Here is a 20,246-nt window from a genome sequence, read left to right as displayed (position 1 = left end):
CCGGTTACATTCCGAACCCGGAAGCTAAGCCCTCCAGCGCCGATGGTACTGCACTCGGGAGGGTGTGGGAGAGTAGGACACCGCCGGACAATCTTTCGGTTCAGGGTCACCCTTTCGGGGTGGCCCTGAACTGCGTTGTACAGCAATTTCGCCGGCCCCACCGCCGGGAGCACGGCCCTGCCGTGGGAGCCCGCGTGCCCTGCCGCAGGCGCCGCCGACACGGCCGCGCGAGTCTCCGACGGGGCCGTGGGCACCGCCGATATGACCGCAGGGGCCTCCGGGAGCGCCGCACGAGCCTCCAGCGCGGTCGGAGGGGCTGGACCCACGTTCCGGCGCCGGGCACACTCAGGCGAGCAGCGGGGCTTTCAGGGGTGCGTGGACGTCGGGCACGGGTGGTTCCCGGCGGGGCCGCGGAACCAGTGGGCAGGAGGGCGATGTGCGGACCGTCGTGGAACGCATGCGGGCACGTCCTCGGCCCGACGAGCAGATGGAGCGGCTGTTCGCCGACGGCTGGCCCGCCTTCATGGGCGCCGACCGGCAGGCGAATCGTCATCTGCGTCGCGTGCGTGAGGTCTTCGCCGACCTGGAGCTGGCCCTGCTCGACGGCGACGAACTCTGCGCCGCGGGGTGGGGCGTGCCGATCCGCTGGGACGGCGACCCCGCGTACCTGCCCGGGGGCTACACCGACTCACTGCGTCGGGCGCTCACCGGTCATGACCAACTGGACACCCCCGACACCCTGGTGGTGATGGCCGCGCAGGTCCGTCCCGACCTGCGCGGCCGGGGCCTGGCCGGCGACCTGATCACCGCCCTGCGGTCCCTGGCGGAGCAGCGCGGTTGGCCTCGCGTCGTCGCCCCGGTACGACCCACCCTCAAGGCCCGCTACCCCCTGACCCCGATCGAACGGTTCGCCACCTGGACCCGGGACGACGGCGCCCCGCTCGACCCGTGGGTCCGTACGCACTGGCGGCTCGGCGCCCGGCTGATCGCCACGGCACCGCGCTCGCAGACGATGACCGGCACCGTCGCGGAGTGGCAGGGGTGGACCGGCATGGTCTTCCCCGACAGCGGCGACTACGTCATTCCCGGCGGGCTCACGCCGCTGCACGTCAACCGCGACCGCGACGAGGGCACCTACACGGAGCCCAACCTGTGGTTCCGGCACCGCTGAGGCAGGGGCGACAGGGCGCGACGTCACGTCGTGCCCGCTGCCCGGCCCCGGACCGGGTCGCACGGCCTCGACGGTCGGGCGCGGTGTGCGTACGACAGGAAGCCCCGCCGGCGGCGGCCGGCGGTCTTCCTCCCAGGGTGATCCGCGCGGGCGTCAGGACGGCTCTGGGCCGCAGATGAAGCGCGGCTCGGCGGCGTAGCGCCAGGTGAACTTCTCCCGCTTGACGACCTTGCCGTCCTTCTTGATCACCCGGAAGGCGTCCTGGGTGAAGCCCTGGCTGCCGTTGGCCGGAATGCACGTCGGGCCGGGCTTCAGGTAGACCGTCGTCGGCTGGGTGATGTTGCGGCGCGGGCTGTACTCGGTCTTCACGCTGTCCCAGATCTTGGTGCTCCAGATCGACACGGTGATCGAACCCGACGTGTAGGAGGTGTCGATCAGGACGCCGTGCTCGGTGTTGTTGCGGAACTTGAAGTCCAGGTCCGGCCAGAAGATGGTCGACTCGATGACCGCCGGGTAGCGGCTGAACCAGTACGAGTGCGGCTTGTGCTCGACGTCCTCCAGCCCGGCGTAGTACGTGGCGTTGAACAGCGTGGTGGTGAACTGCGAGGTGCCCCCGCCCACCCCCGGGACCAGCTTGCCGTCGAGGATGACCGGGGCGTCCCGGTAGCCCTGGGCGTAGCCGCGCTCGCCGGTGTGGCCGTTGAGCGAGAACGTCTCGCCGGGCAGCACCACCGTGCCGTCCACGTCCTTGGCGATCGTGACGATGTTCTGGCTGCGCGGCGAGGAGAGCCCACCGGTGAACCGCGTGGTGAAGCTGGAGACCCGCTCCTTGATGCCCAGCCCGGCCAGCTTCGCCGCGGTCAGCTCCGGCTCCGCCGGCTTCAGCTCGCCGGTGACCTTCCGGCCGTCCGCCTTCGGCAGGACGGCGAGCAGGTCGCGGCCGAGGGCCGCGCTGTCGAGCTGCTGACCGGGCTTGCCGTCGACGACCTTCGGTTTGCCGCCGGAGATGGTCATCCGCGCGTCCCGCGGCGGCACCTCGATGGCGGTCAGGTCGTCGCCGAGCGCGGCGCGCAGCCGCTTCACGTCGATCTGCGGGGTCAGCTTCCCGGCCTTGTCGGCGGTGAACCGCAGGCTCCTCGCGATCGCCTTCGGGGGGATCTGCACCGAGCCTTTGCCGGTGGACAGCGTGACCGGGGCGGCGACGGCCGGCTTCGCCAGCTCGGCCACCAGCCGGTCCACCTCCTCGGCCGTGGTCTCCGGGTGCTTCTCGACCAGCGGCACGGTCACCGGCTGACCGCTGAGCCAGCCGTCCCGCACCGCCTGCGCGGAGCCCTCCGGGTCGAGCGCCAGGCTCGGCTTCGGGTGCACCGCCTTCGGCGTGGTGCCCTTCCAGGTGATCGCCGGCATGGTCATCTTTCGGCCCTGGTCGCCGACGACCTTCTCGAGGGCGGCGTCGAGCCGGGCCGCGTCCACCGTCACGACAGGCTGCACCGTCCGGGAGCCCACCAGCCGGTCGACCGCGTGCGCCTCGGCCTCGGTCGCCGCCACCACCGTGGCCTCGACGTCGACGGCCAGGCCGACGGTGGCCGGGTCGATCGTGGCGGTCCGCTCGCCGACGCGTACCGACAGCGGGGTGCTGAGGGCCGCGGCGCGGCGTTCGAGTTCCGCCCGCAGCTCCCGGGCGGCGTCCGCGCGGCTGCGGCCGCCGAGTTCCGCACCGAGCACCGTCGTCCCGCGCGGCACGTCACCGGCGTACGCGTAGACGCCCGCCCCCGCCACGGAGCCCAGCACCACCGTGGCGACCCCGGCGGCCAGCAGCAGGCGGACCCGGCGGGACCGTGATCCGCCCGGCCCACCCGCCGGGGCGAGCGGCGCCGGCTCCTCACCGGGCCAGGTCACGGCCTTGACCTGCACGGTGGGGCGGTCGTCGGCGGGTGGAGTCTTCTCGCCGTACAGCGTCACGGTCACCTCGATCGGACGTACCACAACGGGGGGAGCACGCCTCCGCCCGGAAGACACCTACGGTAACCGGCGCTCGGGCGGGGGCGGCAGCCTGCGCCCCGACCGTCGCGTCACCGCGTGTCGCGCGGCGTGTCGCGGGACGCCGGCCGCTCGTGGGCCGGGGCGACGGGCATGGCACGGTAGGGGCATGGGTGCGGACGAGGCGGTCCTGGCGTACGGGGGCGGATGGCTGCACCGGGCGGGGGAACTGCGTACCGACCCCGAACGGCTCGCGGCCCTGCTGGCGGACCCGGCGAGCACCCTGCTGCCGCTCTGGCGGGACCGCTGCCTGGTGGCCGGGGACGCGCCGGTGCGGCTGACCGGGGAGCGGGCGGCCGGTGCGCTCGCCGTCGCCGACGAGACCGTCTTCCTCGGCATGGACGAGGGCTCGGCCGTCTTCGCCGTGGACCTCTCCGGGCTGCCCGAGGCCGCCGCCGTCGAGGTGGCGGGGGCGGGTGCCGCCGTGGACGTCCGGGCGCTGGTCGGCCGACTCGACCCGGCCGGGGCGGCCGTCCAGGCGTACGCGCGGGGGCTGCTGCACTGGCACCGGCAGCAGCGCTTCTGCGGCACGTGCGGGGCGTCGACCGTCACCCGGGGCGGCGGACACGTCCGGTCGTGCGCGCGGGCGGACTGCGGCCGGCTCCTCTTCCCCCGGATCGAACCGGCGGTCATCGTGCTCATCGAGGCGCCCGGCGCCCCCGACCGCTGCCTGCTGGCCCGGCACGCGGGCGCGCCCGAGGGGTCGTACTCGACGCTCGCCGGCTTCGTCGAGGTGGGCGAGAGCCTGGAGGACGCCGTCCGGCGGGAGATGGCCGAGGAGGCCGGGGTGACGGTGACCGACCTGGCGTACGCGGGGTCGCAGGCGTGGCCCTTCCCGGCCGGCCTGATGGTCGGCTTCCGGGCCACCGCCGCCTCCGAGCAGGTGCGGGTGGACGGCGAGGAGCTGCTGGAGGCGCGCTGGTTCACCCGGGACGAGCTGCGCGAGCGGGCGGCCGCCGGCCGGCCGCTGGGCCGCGTCGACTCGATCGACCACCACCTGCTGCACTCCTGGCTCGCCGCCGGGGCCTGACTCGGCGCCAGCTCCTCCAGCGCGACGCGGCCGCCGCCGGTTTCTCAGCGGACGAGCACGGCGACCGGCGCGGACGGCGTACCGGTGTCGACGCCGTCGGTGGCCGCGACCCGGAACTCGTAGCGGTGCCCGCGGACCAGCAGCACGGCGGTGAAGTCCGTCCCGCCCACCGGCACCGGGTCCGTCCGCCACTGTCCGCCGGACGTGACGTCGCGGACCTCGACCCGGTAGGAGAGGCCCGGCCCGGCCGGACGCCAGGTCAGCCGGACCTCGCCGGTGCCGGCCGCCGTCGCCGCCAGCCCGGCCGGCGTGGGTAGCCGCGGGACGGCCCGGACGGGCCTGCTCTGCCGTCCGGCGCCGGCCTGGTTGGCCGCGGCGACGACGAACTCGTACTCGTGGCCGTTGCGCAGCTGGCGGATGGTGGCCTCGGTGCCCTGCACGGGCACCTCCTCCTCGGTGAACTCCCGCTCCCCGGCGGTGAGGTCCCGCCGGTAGACGCGGTGCCACCCGCCGGGATCGGCCGACCGCCAGGTCAGCTCCACCTCGCCCGGCCCGGTCTTCGTCACCCGCAGGTCGGTCGGCACCACCGTCGGCGCGGTGAAGCGCGCCTGCGCCCGCACCGGCGGGGAGAGCGGACCCTCGCGGTCGCGGTCCACCGCGCTGACGGCGAACTCGTACTCGTGGCCGTGCTCCAGGTGGCGGGCGAGGTGACTCGGCCGGGTCTCGAGTGCGGGCGAGCCGAGGCGGCTCTGGCCCGCCGTCACGTCCCGCCGGTAGACCCGGTAGGAGACGCCGGGCCCGAGGTTGGGCCAGCCGAGCCGGAGGTTGCCGTCCGCCTGGGTCTGGACGGTCAGCCGGGCCGGCGCGGCCGGCGGGCTGACCGAGGCGGTGGCCCGGACGGGCGTCGAGGGCGGGCTGTCCCCGCCGCCGCCGACTGCGACGACGGTGAACTCGTACGTCCGGGCGTGCCACAGCGAGCCGACGGTCGCGCTGGTGCCCGTGAACGAGCCGACGAGGGCCGGTTCCCGCTGCCCCGCCGTGACGTCGCGTCGGTAGAGCCGGAACAGCTGGACGAACGGCACCGGCTCCCAGTGCACCGCGACGTCACCGGTGCGGCCGGCCTCGGCCCGCACCCCGCCCGGCGGCGGTGGCGGCGGCACGGTGGCGGTCATCCGCGCCACGGGCGAGGGAGGGCCCTCGCCCCGACGCCCGACGGCGGTCACCCGGAACTCGTACTCGTGCCCGTTGACCAGGAAGTCGGCCGAGGAGCGGGGCTCGGCGGTCGGCTCGCCGATCCGCACGAAGTGGGTCTGGCCGGCGGTCACGTTTCGGCGGTGCACCAGGTAGCGCAGCTCGTCGTCGGTCGGGACGGGACGCCACCGCAGCTCGGCGTTGCCCGCGCCCCGCGCCTCGGCCGTGAGCGCCGCCGGCGCCGGCGGCACGTCGGCCCGGTCCGGCCGGGGGCGGGGCCAGTCGACCTCGACGAAGCGCGGCCGGTAGAGGCCGGCGTCGGCGTACGTCACGGCGTCGTCGACGTTGTTGACGTTGTAGGAGACCAGCAGCTTGCCCGGACGAGCCAGGTCGGGGTGCAGGTCGGCGTCGTAGACGAGGTGCCCGGCTTTGGTCTCGGGCGCGCGGTGCAGGTAGTCCGGCCCGTCGAACGGACCCGTCGGCCCGCCGGCCGAGTACGCCACCAGGTCGGCGCTGAACACCAGGTTGTTCTCGTGGGTCACGAGCACGTACCGGTCGCCGACCCGCTGCACCCCGTACGACGTGCCGACCCCGCTGAGGATGCGCGCGGATCGCTCCGCCGTGGGTGCCCAGCCGGTGCCCGTCCAGAATTCCCACGGGCCGTTCAGGTCGGTCCCGGCGACCCGGGCGACGTGGGCGAACTTCGTCTCGCCGCTGGCCTCGGTGCCGTAGACCAGGGTGTGTCCGCCGTCGCGCAGCAGGGTGGAGCCCCACGAGATGCGCTCCCCGAGCGGCAGCGGCCGGACCCCGGTGGGCGTCAGGCCGGGCAGTGCGAAGGTCGCCAGCGAGGTGCCCAGCAGGACGTGGTCCAACGGGCCGTCGCCCGTGCGGCGGTAGCGGTTGACCAGCACCTGGAGGGTCTCGCCCACGACCTGGGCGTCGCCGATCCAGTGGAACTGGTCGGCGGCCGGCGGCGGCACCAGCGAGGCGGGGTCGTCGGCGGTGCCGCCGTGCACCGTCTCGCGCAGCTCGTCGCCCTGCTGCACCACGGCCGAGTTGTTGATGAACGACGCGGTGCGGGGGCGGGAGCCGTCCGGGCCCACGGGGCCGAGGAAGGTGTCGGAGAAGAGCCAGAGGAGCCGGCCGTCCGGGAGCCGGACAGAGGCCGTCCGGTCGGCGCCGTTCCACCGGCCGGAGGTGTCGCCGTAGCGCTCGAAGAGGGCGGTGAGCCGGTCGGCCGACATGCCGCCCTCGGCCCGCGCCCGGCCCGGCACGCCGGCCGTCAAAGTGAGCACCAGCGTGGTGGCGTACAACACGAGCAACCAGCGGGCGTGTGCGCGGCCCTTCCCTGGCCCGGATCCGGTCGTGGCCGTGCTGACGCTCACCCAGAAACCCCCGTCTCCTGGTCATCCGTCCCGCACTGTGACATGTCCTCCCGCTGGGGTGGTAGTGGCCGTACGGGTGCGTTTCGGCCTGCTGTCCCGTTCGTGGGTGATTGTCATGAGCCCGGTGACGACGGCGGTGGCCGCCGCCGTCACCAGCGCCGCCCCGGCGATCCCGGCGACGGTCCGCGGCACGACGGTCGCCACGGCCGCCACGAAGATCACCGTCGACGTCCACAGCGGAGCGGCCGGCCACCGGGCCGACGCCGCGACGCGGGCGTTGACCAGGATGAACACGACCGCGTACAGGGCGCCGGTGGCGGCGAAGAGCGGGGCGTAGCGGCCGGCCGCGGTGTAGTCGGGGCCGCCGGCGAGGCGGAAGGCCAGCCCGCCGGCGAGCGCCGAGCCGAGCACCAGCACCGCCCCGGCGCCGGCGACCAGGGCCAGCGCGGTGAGCAGGGCCCGCCGGTCACCCCTGGCCAGCCGGGGCAGCGCGATCACCGTCACCACCTGCGGCGCCCACAGTGCCCCCTTGGTCAGCACGGTGCCGACGGCGTAGGTGCCGGAGACGTCCGGCGGCAGGAAACGGCGGGCCAGCAGGAGATCCACGTAGGAGACCACCAGCATCGCCAGGGTGGCGCCGCTGGCGGTGAGCACCGTCCGGGTGGCGAGGGTGGGCACGGCCGGGTCGACGCCGGCGCCCCGGCTGAGGCGTACCAGCAGGGCGAGCACCAGAACGGAGGTGAGCGCGCCGGCCAGCAGCGACCCGGTGAGCCCGCCGCCGAGCGCGAGCCCGGCCACCATGCCCCCGTAGCGGCCGGCGCCGAGCAGCGCCATGCCGCCGGCGAGGCGCAGGAAGCGCTGGTCGCCCTGCAACTCGCCGAGCCAGCGGCCCGCCGCCACGACGGCCACGGTGAGCACGCCGAGCAGCAGCACCGCCGGGGCGGTCAGCCGGAGCTGGACGGCGGCCACCGGCAGCGTCAGGGCGAGCAGCGCGGCGGAGACGAGCACCGTGAGCAGGGTCGGTCGGGCGGTGGCGGCGCGACCGTGCCGGGCCCGGTGCACCGCGACCGCGATCTGCAGCCCGGTGCCGGCCACGCCGCCGATCGCACCCAGCGCCAGGAGCGTGGCGAGCGCGCTCAACTCCGCCGGGTCGAGGTGCCGTGCGCCGAGGACGGGCACCACGTAGGCGAGCCCGTTGACCAACACGCCGGCCAGCGTCACCGCGACGCCGGCGGTGCCGAGACCGGTCGCCCGGCCGGGCTTCTCCGAATCCGTACCCATCAACCGTCCCGTGTCGCCGGCACTCCCGGGGGTGCGACGGGCGCGCGTACAGTGGCGCCACGCCGGTGCCACGCCCGGTCAGCGTAATGAGGAGGTCAACCCTGCGGGAGAGGTCGATGCTCGTCGGGCTCGGGCTGGCCGTCACCCTGCTGGTCCTGGCTCCGCTGGCGGCACCCGGCTACGTGCTCAGCTACGACATGGTCTTCGTGCCGCACCAGCCGTGGCGCGCCGAACTCGTCGCCCCGTCCGACTCGCTGCCCCGGGCGGTGCCGTTGGACGCCCTGGTGTCGCTGGCGAGCCAGGCGGTGCCCGGGTGGCTGGTGCAGCGGCTGGCGCTGGTCGCGGTGCTGCTGCTCGCCACCGTCGGCGCCGGGTTGCTGGTGCCGGCCCGGCACCCGGTCACCCGGCTGGTGGCCGCCGTCGGGTACGCGTGGACGCCCTACCTGGCGCAGCGGCTGCTGATCGGGCACTGGGGTCTGCTCCTGGCGTACGCGTCGCTGCCCTGGCTGGTGCTGGCGGTGATCCGGCTGCGGGCCGGTGGGCGGTGGGCGCTGCCGCTGCTGGTGCTGGCCGCCGCCCTCTGCGCGGTGACCCCGACGGGTGGCCTCATCGCCCTGGCGGCCACGGTCGTGCTGGTGCCGCGCCGGGGCGGCGGCCGGGTCGGCGCGATCGCGGTGGCGGTGGTGCTGCTGCTGAACGCGCCCTGGCTGGTGGCGGCGGCCCTGACCCGGGCGGACGCCCGGACCGACCCCGACGGGGTGGCGGCGTTCGCGGCGCGGGCGGAGAACTGGAGCGGGGCGCTCGGCGCCCTGGCCGGCACCGGCGGGATCTGGAACGCGCAGACCACGCCGGCGAGCCGGTCGTCCCCGCTGGCGCCGGTGGCCACCGCCGTCGTGCTGGCCGTGGCGGTCCTCGGCTACCGGGCGCTGCGCCGCCGCTGGCCGGACGGGTTCGGCGACCGGCTCGCCGTGCTGGCGGCCGGCGGCTTCCTGCTCGCCGCCCTGGGCGCGCTGCCCGGTCTGGGCGCGTCGCTGGAGTGGCTGGTGGCCACGGTGCCGGGAGCCGGGGTGCTGCGCGACGGGCAGAAGTTCCTCGTCCCGTACGCCCTGCTGGTCGCCCTGGGGTTCGCGCTCGGCGCGGAACGGCTGGCCGGGGCGGCGGGCCGGACCGGGCGGGCCGGCGCGGGCGCGGTGCTGGCCGGGGCGCTGGTGTTTCCGGTGGTGGTCCTGCCGGACCTGGCGTTCGGCGCGGCGGGCCGGCTGCGGCCGGTGACCTATCCGGCGGACTGGGACGCCGTCGCCGCCCGCCTCGACGGCCAGCCGGGCGAGGTGCTCTCGCTGCCGCTGGGCTCCTACCGGGCCTATCCGTGGAACGGCGGCCGGACGGCGCTCGACCCGTTGCCCCGCTACGTCGACGCGGACGTCCTCGTCGACGACACGCTCTGGGTGGGCACGAGCGAGGTGAGCGGCGAGAACCCGCGCGTCGCTCAGGTGCGGCGGGTGCTCGACGCCGGCGCCCCGGTGCGGGACACCGGGGTGCGCTGGGTGGTGCTGCAACGGGTGGCCGGCGGGCAGCGGGTGGACCCGGCGGCGTTGGTCGGGCTGCGCGAGGTGTACGCCGGCGAGGACCTGACCCTGTACGAGAACCCGGCCGCGCACGGCCCCGGTCCGCGGTGAGCTGCCGCCGGTTCCCGCCGCCGGGCCGGTATCGATCGTCCTCGCGGCCCTCCCCACTGACGCTACTTGGTGGTAACGTCCCGCGCACGCAGCTCACGAGGAGGAAGTCAGCACCATGCGCAGTGCTCTCTCGTTGGTTCTCGCCGGAGTGATCGCGGTCGCTCTCGGCGTCTTCGGGTCGGTGGCGCTGGCCACCACTCTCACCGGCACCTCGTCGTCCGAGGCCGCAAAGGCCGAGCAGGCCGCGCGGACCAGTTCGGACGGCGGTGGCGGCGGCGCCAACAAGCCGCTGGTCTACGGCACGAGGTAGGACGGCTCCACCGGCTCCATCTGCTCCGTCGGCACCACAGCCCGAACGTTCGCGGCCCTCGTCACGAGGGCCGCGAATTTTTCGCCCGAGACCGGCCAGGTGAAGCGGGCCGCGTGCGCCCGCGCCGCGGCGCCCATCGCGGTACGCCGGGCGTCGTCGGTCAGCAGCAGCCGCACCTTGGCGACGAAGTCGTCGACGTCGTCGGCGAGCAGGCCGGTCTCGCCGTCGACGAGTGCCTCCTCGACCCCGCCGGCGCCGCGGAACGCGACCGTCGGCGTGCCGACGGCCCCGGCCTCCACGATGGTCAGCCCCCAGCCCTCCTTGAGTGACGGGGTGAGCGCGACCCACGCGCTGGCCAGCAGCTCCCGCTTCTCGGCGTCGCTGACGAAGCCGGTGAACCGGATCCGGTCGGTGACGCCCAGCTCCTCGGCGAGCTGGCGCAGCTGCGGCTCCCACCAGCCCTGGCCGGCGACCACGAGGGTGAGCCCGGGCAGCTCGCCGGCGAGCCGGGCGACCGCGTGCAGGGCCAGCTCGACCTGCTTGTGCGGCACCAGCCGACCGAGCACCGCCAGGGACGGGTGCGGGGTGCGCGGCACCGGACCGACCGTCATGTCGGGCGTGCCGTTGTGCACGATGGCGACCCGGGACGGGTCGATGCCGAGGGTGGCCAGCTCCTGCCGGGTCGCCGTGGAGACGGTCACGTACTGGCAGTGGCGGTAGACGCGCGGGGCGAGCCAGGACTCGACCCACCAGCCGAAGCCGGCCAGCCAGCGGCCCAGCACCACCGGCCACTGCTCACGGTGCACGTGGTGCACCAGCGCGATCACCGGCCGGCGGGCGTACAGGGCGGACAGGAAGGGCAGGCCGTTGCCGACGTCCACGATCACGTCGGGGCGACCGCCCCGCCGTCGGGTCAGCGGCCCGAGGCCCAACGCGCCGGCCAGGTAGACGAGCGCGGCGCGCAGGTAGACGGTGTGCCGGCCGCCGCGCCGCAGCACGCGTACGCCGGCGGCGGTGACCTCCTCGGCGGGGCCGGCGGAGTGGGTGGCGCAGAGCAGGGTGGCGCGGTGGCCCCGGCGTACGAGTTCACCGGCGATCCGCTCGACGTACACCTCCGAACCGCCGCCCTCGGGGTTCCGGGTGTCGCGCCAGTTGAGGAAAAGTACGTGCCGGGTGGCGGCAGGCGGTGCTTCCACACTTACTCCTACTGCCGAGTAGTCTTCGCGTCGCGTCACACTATGGGCTTCGTCACGCCCCCCGCAATGCCCCGATCGGAGGCGAAATGCAGCAGGCGCCGGCCCGCCCGGAGCTGACCGACCGACCGGACGTCACATCGAGAAGGGTGTGGCGTCTGCGCTTGGTCGCGGTCTGTCTCGGTTTGTCGGCCCTGGCGTTCCTCCAGGACCCGGGCCTGATCGTCATCGACACGAAGGTGGACCTGGCGGTCGATCCAGCCGGATGGCTGAGCCGCGCCCTGCACGTCTGGGACCCCGACGGCACCTTCGGCCAGCTGCAGAATCAGGCGTACGGCTACCTCTGGCCGATGGGCCCGTTCTTCCTGCTCGGCGAGGTGCTCGACATCCCGGCCTGGGTGGTGCAGCGGCTCTGGTGGGCGCTGCTCATGACGGTGGCCTGCACCGGCGTGGTCCGACTGGCCGAGCGGCTGCACATCGGCACGCCTGGCGCCCGCCTGCTCGCCGGGGTGGCCTTCGCGCTCTCCCCCCGGCTGGTCACCGAGCTGGGCCCGATCTCGGTGGAGGCGTGGCCGAGCGCCCTCGCGCCCTGGGTGCTGGTGCCCCTCGTGGGGCTGGCCCGGGGCGGCTCCGTACGCCGCGCGGTCACCCTGTCCGCGCTGGTGGTGGCGTGCGCCGGCGGCGTCAACGCGACGGCGGTGCTGGCCGTCGTGCCGCTGGCCGGCCTCTGGCTGGTCGGCCTGCACCCGTGGCGGCTGCGGATCCGGGCGCTGGTCGCCTGGGGGCTGGCGGTGGGCGCCGCCACCGCCTGGTGGCTGGTGCCCCTGCTGCTGCTGGGCCGGTACAGCCCGCCGTTCCTCGACTACATCGAGACGGCGCCGGTCACCACGGCCCCCACCGACATGACCACCGTGCTGCGCGGCGCCTCGCACTGGCACGCGTACCTCAACGGCGCGTACGGGCCGCCCTGGTCGGCCGGCTGGCGGCTGGCCACCGAGCAGCCGCTGGTGGTTGCCACCCTGGTGGTCGCGGGCCTCGGCCTCGCCGGTCTGGCCCGGCGCGGGATGCCGCACCGGCGCTTCCTGATCACCGGCCTGCTGGTCGGGCTGGCCCTGGTCGGGCTGGGGCACGTGGGCGCGGTCGACGGGTTCGGCGCCCAGACGCAGCGGGACTTCCTCGACGCGGCCGGCGCGCCGCTGCGCAACGTGCACAAGTTCGACGTGGTGCTGCGGCTGCCGCTCATCCTCGGGCTCGCCCACCTGCTCGGGCTGGTGGCCCGGGCGGCCCGCGCGGGCGACCGGCCCGATGTGAACCCGGGCCTGCCCCGCCTGCTCCAGCCGGTGCGGCTGCGCGCCACGCTGGTCACCGGCACCGCCCTCGTCGCGGTCGCCGGGGTGGCCGCGCCGGCGCTGGCCGCGGGGCTGCCCGCCCAGGGCAGCTTCCGGGAGGTGCCCGGCTACTGGCATCAGGCGACCTCCTGGCTGGACCGCAACCTCGGCGACGACCGGGTGCTGGTGGTGCCCGCCGCCCGCTTCCCCCGCTACCTGTGGGGCAGCCCGAGCGACGAGGTCACCCAGCCCCTGCTGGAGAGCCCCTGGGCGGTACGCAGCTCGGTGCCGCTCACCCCGCCGGGCACGATCCGGCTGCTCGACGCCGTCGAGTCGGCGCTGGCCAACGGCGAGGGCTCCGCCGGGCTGGCCGACCTGCTCGCCCGATCCGGCGTGCGGTATCTGCTGCTCCGCTCCGACCTCGACTACGGGCGCTCGGGGGCCACCCAGCCGGTGGTGGTCCGGCAGGCGCTGCAACGCTCGCCCGGCATCCGCCCGGTGCGGGCCTTCGGGCCGGAGGTCGGCGGCGGCCAACTGCCCGGCAACTTCGTCGACCACGGGCTCGACGTGAAGGTCCGGGCCCTGGAGGTGTACGAGGTCGCGCAGCCGGTCAGCCCCGTCGTCGCGTACGACGCGAAGGGCCTGACCACCGTGGTGGGCGGGCCGGAGTCGCTGCTCCAGATCGCGGCGGCCGGCCGGCTCTCCGACGCCCCGACGGTGCTCGCCGGGGACCGGCCGGCGGGGCTGGCCGACGGCCCGGTGGTGCTCACCGACGGGATGCGCCGACGCGAGGTCGCCTTCGGGCAGCCGCACGACAACGCCTCGGCGACCATGACGTCCGCCGACGAGGCGCGGCTGCGTGCGCCCGCCCGGGACTACCTGCCGTCGTGGGGCGAGGAGCAGGCCACCACCGCGCGCTACCTGGGCATCGGGTCGGTCACCGCGTCGAGCTCCTGGTCGGACGCCCAGCCGCTGGTCGGCGGCCGGCCGGCGCACCAGCCGTACGCGGCGCTCGACGGCAAACTCGCCACCGCCTGGCGCTCGGCGCCCGGAACGGTCACCACCCAGCAGTGGCTCCAGGTGGAGCTGACCGAGCCGCGGGTGGTCCGCGAGGTGGGCATCGTCTTCGACACCGGCGCCGACTCCCTGCCCACACGGATCACCGTCAGCGCGGGCAACCAGCAGGCGGTGGTGGAGAACCCGGGCCAGAGCGTGCAGGTGACCGTGCCCGCCGGCTACCCGACCCGGCGGGTGCGGATCTCCATCGACGAGGTCTTCGACATCCGGGCCGGCTTCGGCGGCGTCGGCATCGCCGAGGTCACCATCCCGGGCGTACGGGCCGAGCGCACCCTGGCCGTGCCGGCGCCCCCGGTGACCGCCGCCCCGGCCTCCGTGGTGCTCACGGCCGCCGCCGGCGCCGCGCCCTGCGTTTTCGACGAGGGGCGGCCGATCTGCGACGGCGGGCTGGTCCGGGAGTCCGAGGACGGCGACCGGATCGACCGGACGCTGAGCCTGCCGGTCGCCGCCGGCTACGACGTCGCGCTGCGGGTGCGCCCACGTGCGGGCGGCGCGCTGAACGCGCTGCTCGACGGCGGCGGGGCGGCGGCCGTGGCGCGCGGGGTCAGCCCGGTGGTCGCCGCCTCCAGTGTCGGCGTCTCCCACCCCGCCGCCCGGCCGGGCGCGGTCGTCGACGGCGACCCGGCGACGACCTGGTACGCCGCCGGCTCCGACCGGCAGCCGTGGCTGCGCCTGACCTGGCCGAAGACCCAGCAGATCGCCGGGCTGAAGGTGACCCTGCCGCCCACCGCGGCGGCGGCCCGCCCCTGGCAGGCCACCGTGATCGGGGACGGCGGCATGCGTGGCGGCGTCTTCGACGAGGGCGGCAGCCTGATCTTCGACCGGCCGTTGAAGACCGACGAGATCACCGTGCTGATCTCCGACGTGGTGCCGGCGAACACCTTAGACCCGTACCGTCGGCTGTCCCAGAGCCTGCCGGTCGGCGTGGGCGAGCTGACCGTGCTGCCGGACGGACCGGTGCTCCGCAACGACCCGGAGGCACGCGTCACGCTCGCCTGCGGCACCGGCCCCACCGTCGAGGTCGGCGCCGTGCGGCGCCGCACGGCGCTGGTGGCCAGCCGGCGGGAGCTGGTGGAGCTGCGCGAGGTGGACGCGGTCCTGTGCGGCGCCGGCGCGAAGGATCCGCTGCCGCTGGCCGGCGGGGAGGTGCGGGTGGTGGCGGCGGCGAGCGCCCTGGCGACGCCGACCCAGCTCGTCCTCACCCCGGACGCCGTGGTCCCGGGGCGCGACGACGGCGGTTCGGCGGGCGTCGCCGGCTCGGCGGGGGTGACGGACGCCGTGCAGACCCCCGTCCGGGTGGACGGCTGGTCGGCCACCCGCCGCTCACTGCACCTGGACGGGTACCCGAGACAGCGGGTGCTGGCCCTGCGGGAGAACGCGAACGCCGGGTGGGAGGCCACCGCGGGCGGCGAGCGTCTCGCCCCGTTCGTGGTGGACGGCTGGCAGCAGGGCTGGCTGGTGCCCGCCGGCTTCTCCGGCGAGGTGCGGCTGCGCTTCGCCCCCGACGACGGGTACGCCCTGGCGCTGGGCGCCGGTGCGGTCCTGCTGGTCGGGGTCGCGGTGGCCGCGCTGCTGCCGGGCCGGGCCGTCCCGGCGCCGGTGCCGGCGCGTCGCCGCCGCCACCGGCTGCTCGCCCTGGTGTTCGGCGGGGTGGCGCTGCTGCTGGTCGGCGGCCTGGCCGCGGTCGCGGTGGCGCTGCTGGCGGCGGCCGGCGTGGTGGCCGGCCACGCACTGGCGCCGCACCTGCAGCCGCCGGAGCGGCGCGGGCTGCGCCGGGTGTACCGGTCGGCCGGGCGCTGGCTGCCGGTGGCCTGCTTCGCGCTGGCCGGCTGGTACGCGGTGACCCGTGGCGGGCACACCGACGCGGCGCCTCAGTTGGCGGCGGTCGCCGCCGTGACGGTGCTCTGGTTCTCCCTCGTGCTCGGGCGTCGGCGCGGCCGGGGGCCGTTCCAGCGTTGGAAGGGGCGTTCGACGGCGTAGTAGCTGATCGCGGCGAGGACGAGCCCACCGGCGACGGTGAGCAGGAAGATCTCGCCCGTGTCGCCGCTGAAGTTCGGCCGGTCGCCGACGATGTACACCCCCTCCAGCACGAACGGGTGCCAGAGGAACAGCCCGTAGGACACCCGGCCGAGCCACCGGCCGACGGCGCCGCCGAGGACGGCCTTGGTGCGGGTGGCCGGCCCGAACGCCACCGGCAGCACCACCATGACCGCCACCAGGGCGTACAGCGTCATCTTCAGCCCGAACTGGGCGGCGGTGGGCTCGGCCAGGTCGCGGGGCCCCACGATCGGCGTGGTGGCGACGGCCAGGGCGGCCAGCGCGACCGACCAGCAGGCCAGCGGCGCGGCGCCGAGGTCGTCCAGCCACCGCCAGCGCCCACCGGTGCCGGTGCGCAGCGACACGTGGACGGTCGCCAGCGCCATGCCCGCGCCGAACCAGCCGGCGTACGAGGGCAGCCACATGGTGTGCAGACCGAGGTCGAGCAGGCCGAACCCCATCAGGGCCACCCAGCCGGCGGTGATCGCCAGCCCCGCCGCGACGATGACGACGGTGGACCGGCCGGGACGCCAACGGCGCCGCAGCAGCAGCGCGGCCAGCAACGGCAGCAGCAGGTAGAAGGTCGCCTCGGTGGCCAGGCTCCAGGTCTGGCTCAGACCGTGGCGCAACTGCCGGGGCTCGTAGATCTGGGCCAGGGTCAGGTGCCGCCACCAGTCGCCGGCGGACGCCGGCTGGTTCTGCGGCAGCACCAGCAGGCAGACCACCACGGTCAGCCAGTAGGCGGGCAGGATGCGGGTCGCGCGGCGCCACAGGTAGCGCCCGGCCGAGGGGGACCGCTGACCGGTGGCCGACGAGTGGGCGTACGGGCGGAAGAGCAGGAAACCGGAGAGCACGAAGAAGACGGCGACGCCCACGTCGAGGCGGGACAGCCAGCTGCCCAGCCCCGAGTCCCCGGTGTTCGCACCGGTGGCGAATCCGACGTGGTGCCCGACGACGGCCAGCGCGCCGATCACCCGTACGGCGTCCAGGGCGGGCAGTCGGCGGAGGTCGTGATCCGGAGTTGGGGCAGACATCAACCGTCCAGAGGGTCGCGTGAATATGTAACCCGGGAGTAACCTGCGGCCAAGTTTAGGGACAGGACCGCTCGCCGGACACCGGCTGACTGTCTTTGTTAGGAGGATCAGTGAAGGCTCGTCTGGGCGCCGTGCTGTTCGGGATAGGCGTCTTGTGCCTCGTGCTCGCCGCGGGGGCTGCGTTCTTCGTGGCACCGACGGTGACGAAACTGCCGTACGACCTGAAGCTCTGCAACGCGGAGAACAAGCCGGAGGGCTGCCTGAAGTCGAGCGTCGCGGTGGCGGAGAACGCCAAGTTCCTGCAGCTCAAGGCGGGTATCCCGCCGACGGTGCAGACCGGCACGCTGGAGGCCACCACCGAGGTGGCTCCGCAGGCCGGCACCACCGAGGCGGAGATGACCGGTGACCTGGAGGGCAAGACGGTCGTCTGGGGCGCGTACGGCACGGTCAAGTGGGTCCAGAGCGGCGAGGTGATCAGCCAGTACTCCGCAGAGCTGGCCCTGGACCGGCGTACCGCCGCGGCGGTCGGCTGGGACAAGCAGTTCCTCCAGACCGACGGCCCGCAGGGGCCGAGCGAGGTCACCTTCGGCGGGCAGACGTACAAGTTCCCGTTCCACACGGAACGCAAGGACTACGAGTACTTCGACCGTGACGTGCGCAAGGCGCTGCCGATCCGGTTCGACGGCACCGAGAAGATCAACGGCACCGAGGCGTACCGGTTCCAGCAGGTCATCGAAGAGACCGACCTGGGCATGGCGGCCGAGCGCATCGGTGCCCTGCTCGGGCCGCTCGCGCCGGGCGCGACCAGCGGCAAGGTGATGTACAGCAACACCCGCACCATCTGGGTCGAGCCGGTCAGCGGCAACTTCGTCAAGGTGCGGGAGCAGCAGAAGAAGACGCTGGTGCCGGACCAGGGCACGCCCGTCGCGCTGCTGGACGCCGACTTCGTCTACACCGACCAGACCATCGCGAACAGCGTCGAGTCGGCCGGGAAGAACCGGGACAAGCTGCTGCTCATCGGGCGGACCATCCCGCTCGTGCTGACCGTCGTCGGCGCGCTGGCGCTGATCGTCGGGCTCTGGCTGGTGCTGGCCGGCCGCCGGGCCACGGCCGCCGCGCGGCACCGCGCCGCCGTCGATGCCGATACGGCGCCCGCGCCACGGCAGTCGTCCGAGCAGGTCACCTCCGGGTCGCCCGCCCGCGACGGCGAGGCCGGCAGCCGGTAGCGGACCGTCGGGCGGCGTCCGATGTCCGGGCGTCGGTCACCGGGAACCGGGTGACAGGCCGTCACCGTCGTACGCGTGAGCGGGCGACGGTGACGGCCTTCCCGGCCGCGCTCGACCGCCACCCACGGCGGGGCCGGACGTTCCCCGGCCCCGCACGAGGGCGCACTGGCCCGCGGCCCTGACCCGGCCGTCCCTCAGAGGCGGGCGAGCGCCTTGCGCAACGGGTCGAGCCCCAGCGCGCCGAGGTCGAGGGCCTGGCGGTGGAACTCCTTGAGGTCGAAGTCGGCGCCCTTGCGGGCCTTCGCCTCGTCACGGGCCTGGAGCCAGATCCGCTCGCCCACCTTGTAGGAGGGGGCCTGCCCCGGCCAGCCGAGGTAGCGGTTCAGCTCGAAGCGCAGGTTCTCGTCCGGCACCCGGCAGTGCGCCCGCATGAACTCCCAGCCCAGCTCCGGCGTCCAGCGCTCGCCGGGGTGGAAGCCGAACGGGTTGTCCTTCGGGATCTCCAGCTCCAGGTGCATGCCGATGTCGACGATGACCCGGGCGGCCCGGAGCGCCTGGCCGTCGAGCATGCCGAGCTTGTCGCCCGGGTCCTCCAGGTGACCCAGCTCGTCCATCAGGCGCTCCGCGTAGAGCGCCCAGCCCTCGCCGTGCCCGGAGACCCAGCAGAGCAGCCGCTGCCACCGGTTGAGCAGCTCGGCCCGGACGACGGTCTGGGCGACCTGGAGGTGGTGGCCCGGCACGCCCTCGTGGAAGACGGTGGTCACCTCGCGCCAGGTGGAGAATTCGGTGATGCCCTGCGGCACCGCCCACCACATCCGCCCCGGCCGGGAGAAGTCCTCGCTCGGACCGGTGTAGTAGATCGCGCCGTCGCTGGTCGGGGCGAGGCAGCACTCGATGCGGCGTACCTGCTCCGGGATGTCGAAGTGGGTGCCGTGCAGGTCGTCGACGGCCTTGTCGGCGAGGGCCTGCATCCAGTCCCGGAACTCCTCCTTGCCGCGGATCGTCCGGGCCGGGTCGGCGTCCAGCGCCTCGACGGCCTCGTCGATGGTGGCGCCGGGACCGACGATCCGCCCGGCCACCGTCCGCATGTCGGCCTCCAGCCGGGCCAGTTCCTCGAACCCCCAGGCGTACGTCTCGTCGAGGTCGATCCGGGCACCGAGGAAGTACTGCGACGCCAGCTCGTAGCGCTCGCGGCCCGCGGCCTGCTTCTCCCGGCCCAGCGGGGCCAGCTCGGTGCGGAGGAACTGGCCGAACTCGGCCGTCGCCGCGGTCGCCGCCGCCGCACCCCGGCGCAGCTCGGCGCCGAGGGTGCCGTCGGCGCCCAGCCGCTCGACCAGCCCGTGGAAGAAGTTGTCGCCGTCCGGGTCGACCCAGACGTCGCACTGCTTGGCGACCTCGACGAGCTGCACCCGGGCGCTGACGTGCCCGGCGGCGGCCGCCTCGCGCAGCGTCGCCTTGTAGCCCTCCAGGGTGCCCGCGAAGCGGTTGAGCCGGGCCGCCACGTCGGCCTTGGCGTCGTCGCCCTCGGTCGGCATCAGGTCGAAGACCATGCGGACCTCGTGCAGGCCGCTGGAGATGACGTTGACCTCGCTGCTCGACTCGCCGGCGTCGTAGCGGGCGAGGTCGAGGCCGAGTCGCTCCTGCATGGCCTCCTTGGCGGTCCGCTCCGCCTCCGACTCCGGCTCGGTCACGTCCAGGTCGGCCAGCGTCCGCCGGATCAGCTCCGCCCGGGCCGCGTAGCCGTCGGGCGACAGGTCGTCGAGCTGGTCGTCGTAGCCGGCGATGCCGACGTAGGTGGCGCCGATCGGGCTCAGCGGCGCCCACTCGGCCACGTAGCGGTTCGCGAGGTCATCGATTCGTCCCACGCTGCGACCCTACGTGAGGACACCGCCGGGTTGTCGAACGCGTTCTGCGTGTTCAGGGCAGCAGGTCGGCGGGGGCGAGGTCGATCGGGAACGGCGGGTCGGCCGAAAGCCGCCGACCGCCGTAGCTGTTCGTGCCGACCTCGGCGGGCGTCATGACCAACCTCCCGTCGACGCACGCGTAGCGCGCATCGGGCAGCTCCGGCGACGGGAGGTGTCGGTGCGCGAACTGGGTCGTCCACATGCCGTCGAGGCGACGAGGGGGTCGGAACGCATCGGCGTCGCCACGGCGTGCACCTCCCCGGGGTGGCCGACGCGCCACCGCGTAGGCGGTTTCTGTGGTGGTCGACACGGCGTGGAGAAAGTCGCGGGACTTCGTCGTACGGCTGCGGCAGAGTGTCAGGG

Annotated in this window: 12 protein-coding genes, 1 rRNA gene and 1 pseudogene; 7 read left to right on the top strand and 7 right to left on the bottom strand. The window is 74.8% G+C overall.

Going from position 1 to position 20,246, the window contains the following annotated elements:
- Both rrf and V6U77_RS02010 read left to right on the top strand, forming a co-directional pair.
- A 5S ribosomal RNA gene (gene rrf, locus V6U77_RS02015) occupies nt 1-89 on the top strand; the annotation flags it as partial.
- 368 nt (nt 90-457) lie between these two features.
- Entirely contained in the window at nt 458-1,171 is a 714-nt protein-coding gene (locus V6U77_RS02010; protein WP_334604355.1) for a hypothetical protein, read from the top strand.
- Nucleotides 1,172-1,324: 153 nt separating this feature from the next.
- Here the strand turns inward: V6U77_RS02010 and V6U77_RS02005 are convergent, their stop codons facing one another.
- Nucleotides 1,325-3,139: a VanW family protein gene (locus tag V6U77_RS02005; RefSeq protein WP_334604354.1), complete on the bottom strand. Its 1,815-nt coding sequence runs from the start codon at nt 3,137-3,139 to the stop codon at nt 1,325-1,327.
- A 181-nt stretch (nt 3,140-3,320) separates the two neighbouring features.
- Between V6U77_RS02005 and nudC the strand changes: the two genes are divergently transcribed.
- Nucleotides 3,321-4,241 carry an NAD(+) diphosphatase gene (nudC, locus tag V6U77_RS02000; RefSeq protein ID WP_334604353.1) on the top strand — a complete coding sequence of 307 codons (921 nt, stop codon included), beginning with the start codon at nt 3,321-3,323 and terminating at the stop codon, nt 4,239-4,241.
- A gap of 44 nt (nt 4,242-4,285) precedes the next feature.
- On the opposite strand, the gene V6U77_RS01995 is transcribed toward nudC, so the two are convergent.
- A complete protein-coding gene (locus tag V6U77_RS01995; protein ID WP_334604352.1) occupies nt 4,286-6,817 on the bottom strand; it encodes a DUF5005 domain-containing protein in 2,532 nt (843 codons plus the stop codon).
- A 21-nt stretch (nt 6,818-6,838) separates the two neighbouring features.
- Nucleotides 6,839-8,098 (bottom strand): polysaccharide biosynthesis protein, encoded by a 1,260-nt coding sequence (locus tag V6U77_RS01990; protein ID WP_334604351.1) that lies wholly within the window; start codon nt 8,096-8,098, stop codon nt 6,839-6,841.
- 86 nt (nt 8,099-8,184) lie between these two features.
- Between V6U77_RS01990 and V6U77_RS01985 the strand changes: the two are divergent.
- Nucleotides 8,185-9,750, top strand: a pseudogene (locus tag V6U77_RS01985) (hypothetical protein); the annotation flags it as partial.
- Between the two features lie 139 nt (nt 9,751-9,889).
- Nucleotides 9,890-10,084, top strand: coding sequence for a hypothetical protein (locus V6U77_RS01980; RefSeq protein ID WP_132238409.1), 195 nt, complete (start codon nt 9,890-9,892; stop codon nt 10,082-10,084).
- On the opposite strand, the gene V6U77_RS01975 is transcribed toward V6U77_RS01980, so the two are convergent.
- Entirely contained in the window at nt 10,069-11,280 is a 1,212-nt protein-coding gene (locus tag V6U77_RS01975) for a glycosyltransferase family 4 protein (RefSeq protein WP_334604348.1), read from the bottom strand. The genes V6U77_RS01980 and V6U77_RS01975 overlap by 16 nt on opposite strands.
- 86 nt (nt 11,281-11,366) lie before the next feature.
- Between V6U77_RS01975 and V6U77_RS01970 the strand changes: the two genes are divergently transcribed.
- Complete coding sequence (locus V6U77_RS01970; RefSeq protein ID WP_334604347.1) at nt 11,367-15,662, top strand: alpha-(1->3)-arabinofuranosyltransferase; 4,296 nt, start codon at nt 11,367-11,369, stop codon at nt 15,660-15,662.
- Here V6U77_RS01970 and V6U77_RS01965 read toward each other — a convergent pair.
- A complete protein-coding gene (locus tag V6U77_RS01965) occupies nt 15,554-16,753 on the bottom strand; it encodes an acyltransferase family protein (protein WP_334604346.1) in 1,200 nt (399 codons plus the stop codon). The genes V6U77_RS01970 and V6U77_RS01965 overlap by 109 nt on opposite strands.
- Before the next feature lie 110 nt (nt 16,754-16,863).
- Here V6U77_RS01965 and V6U77_RS01960 point away from each other — a divergent pair, with 110 nt between their 5' ends.
- Nucleotides 16,864-17,979 (top strand): DUF3068 domain-containing protein, encoded by a 1,116-nt coding sequence (locus V6U77_RS01960; protein ID WP_334604345.1) that lies wholly within the window; start codon nt 16,864-16,866, stop codon nt 17,977-17,979.
- 194 nt (nt 17,980-18,173) lie between these two features.
- Here V6U77_RS01960 and V6U77_RS01955 read toward each other — a convergent pair whose 3' ends face one another.
- Nucleotides 18,174-19,844 (bottom strand): DUF885 domain-containing protein, encoded by a 1,671-nt coding sequence (locus tag V6U77_RS01955; protein ID WP_334604344.1) that lies wholly within the window; start codon nt 19,842-19,844, stop codon nt 18,174-18,176.
- Nucleotides 19,845-19,896: 52 nt separating this feature from the next.
- Nucleotides 19,897-20,085 carry a hypothetical protein gene (locus tag V6U77_RS01950; protein WP_334604343.1) on the bottom strand — a complete coding sequence of 63 codons (189 nt, stop codon included), beginning with the start codon at nt 20,083-20,085 and terminating at the stop codon, nt 19,897-19,899.
- Between the last annotated feature and the right edge of the window lie 161 nt (nt 20,086-20,246).

This window comes from Micromonospora sp. CPCC 205546 (genome assembly GCF_036902715.1).
Classification (GTDB): domain Bacteria; phylum Actinomycetota; class Actinomycetes; order Mycobacteriales; family Micromonosporaceae; genus Micromonospora.
Note: the sequence above shows the minus strand (reverse complement) of the source record. Positions and strands in the feature narration are given on the sequence as shown.

What these genes read in the sequence shown, in the direction of transcription:
- V6U77_RS02010 (WP_334604355.1), top strand. Translation starts at nt 458, where the DNA reads ATGCGGGCACGTCCTCGGCCCGACGAGCAGATGGAGCGGCTGTTCGCC.
- nudC (WP_334604353.1), top strand. Translation starts at nt 3,321, where the DNA reads ATGGGTGCGGACGAGGCGGTCCTGGCGTACGGGGGCGGATGGCTGCAC.
- V6U77_RS01990 (WP_334604351.1), bottom strand. Translation starts at nt 8,098, where the DNA reads ATGGGTACGGATTCGGAGAAGCCCGGCCGGGCGACCGGTCTCGGCACC.
- V6U77_RS01980 (WP_132238409.1), top strand. Translation starts at nt 9,890, where the DNA reads ATGCGCAGTGCTCTCTCGTTGGTTCTCGCCGGAGTGATCGCGGTCGCT.
- V6U77_RS01970 (WP_334604347.1), top strand. Translation starts at nt 11,367, where the DNA reads ATGCAGCAGGCGCCGGCCCGCCCGGAGCTGACCGACCGACCGGACGTC.
- V6U77_RS01965 (WP_334604346.1), bottom strand. Translation starts at nt 16,753, where the DNA reads ATGTCTGCCCCAACTCCGGATCACGACCTCCGCCGACTGCCCGCCCTG.
- V6U77_RS01950 (WP_334604343.1), bottom strand. Translation starts at nt 20,085, where the DNA reads ATGTGGACGACCCAGTTCGCGCACCGACACCTCCCGTCGCCGGAGCTG.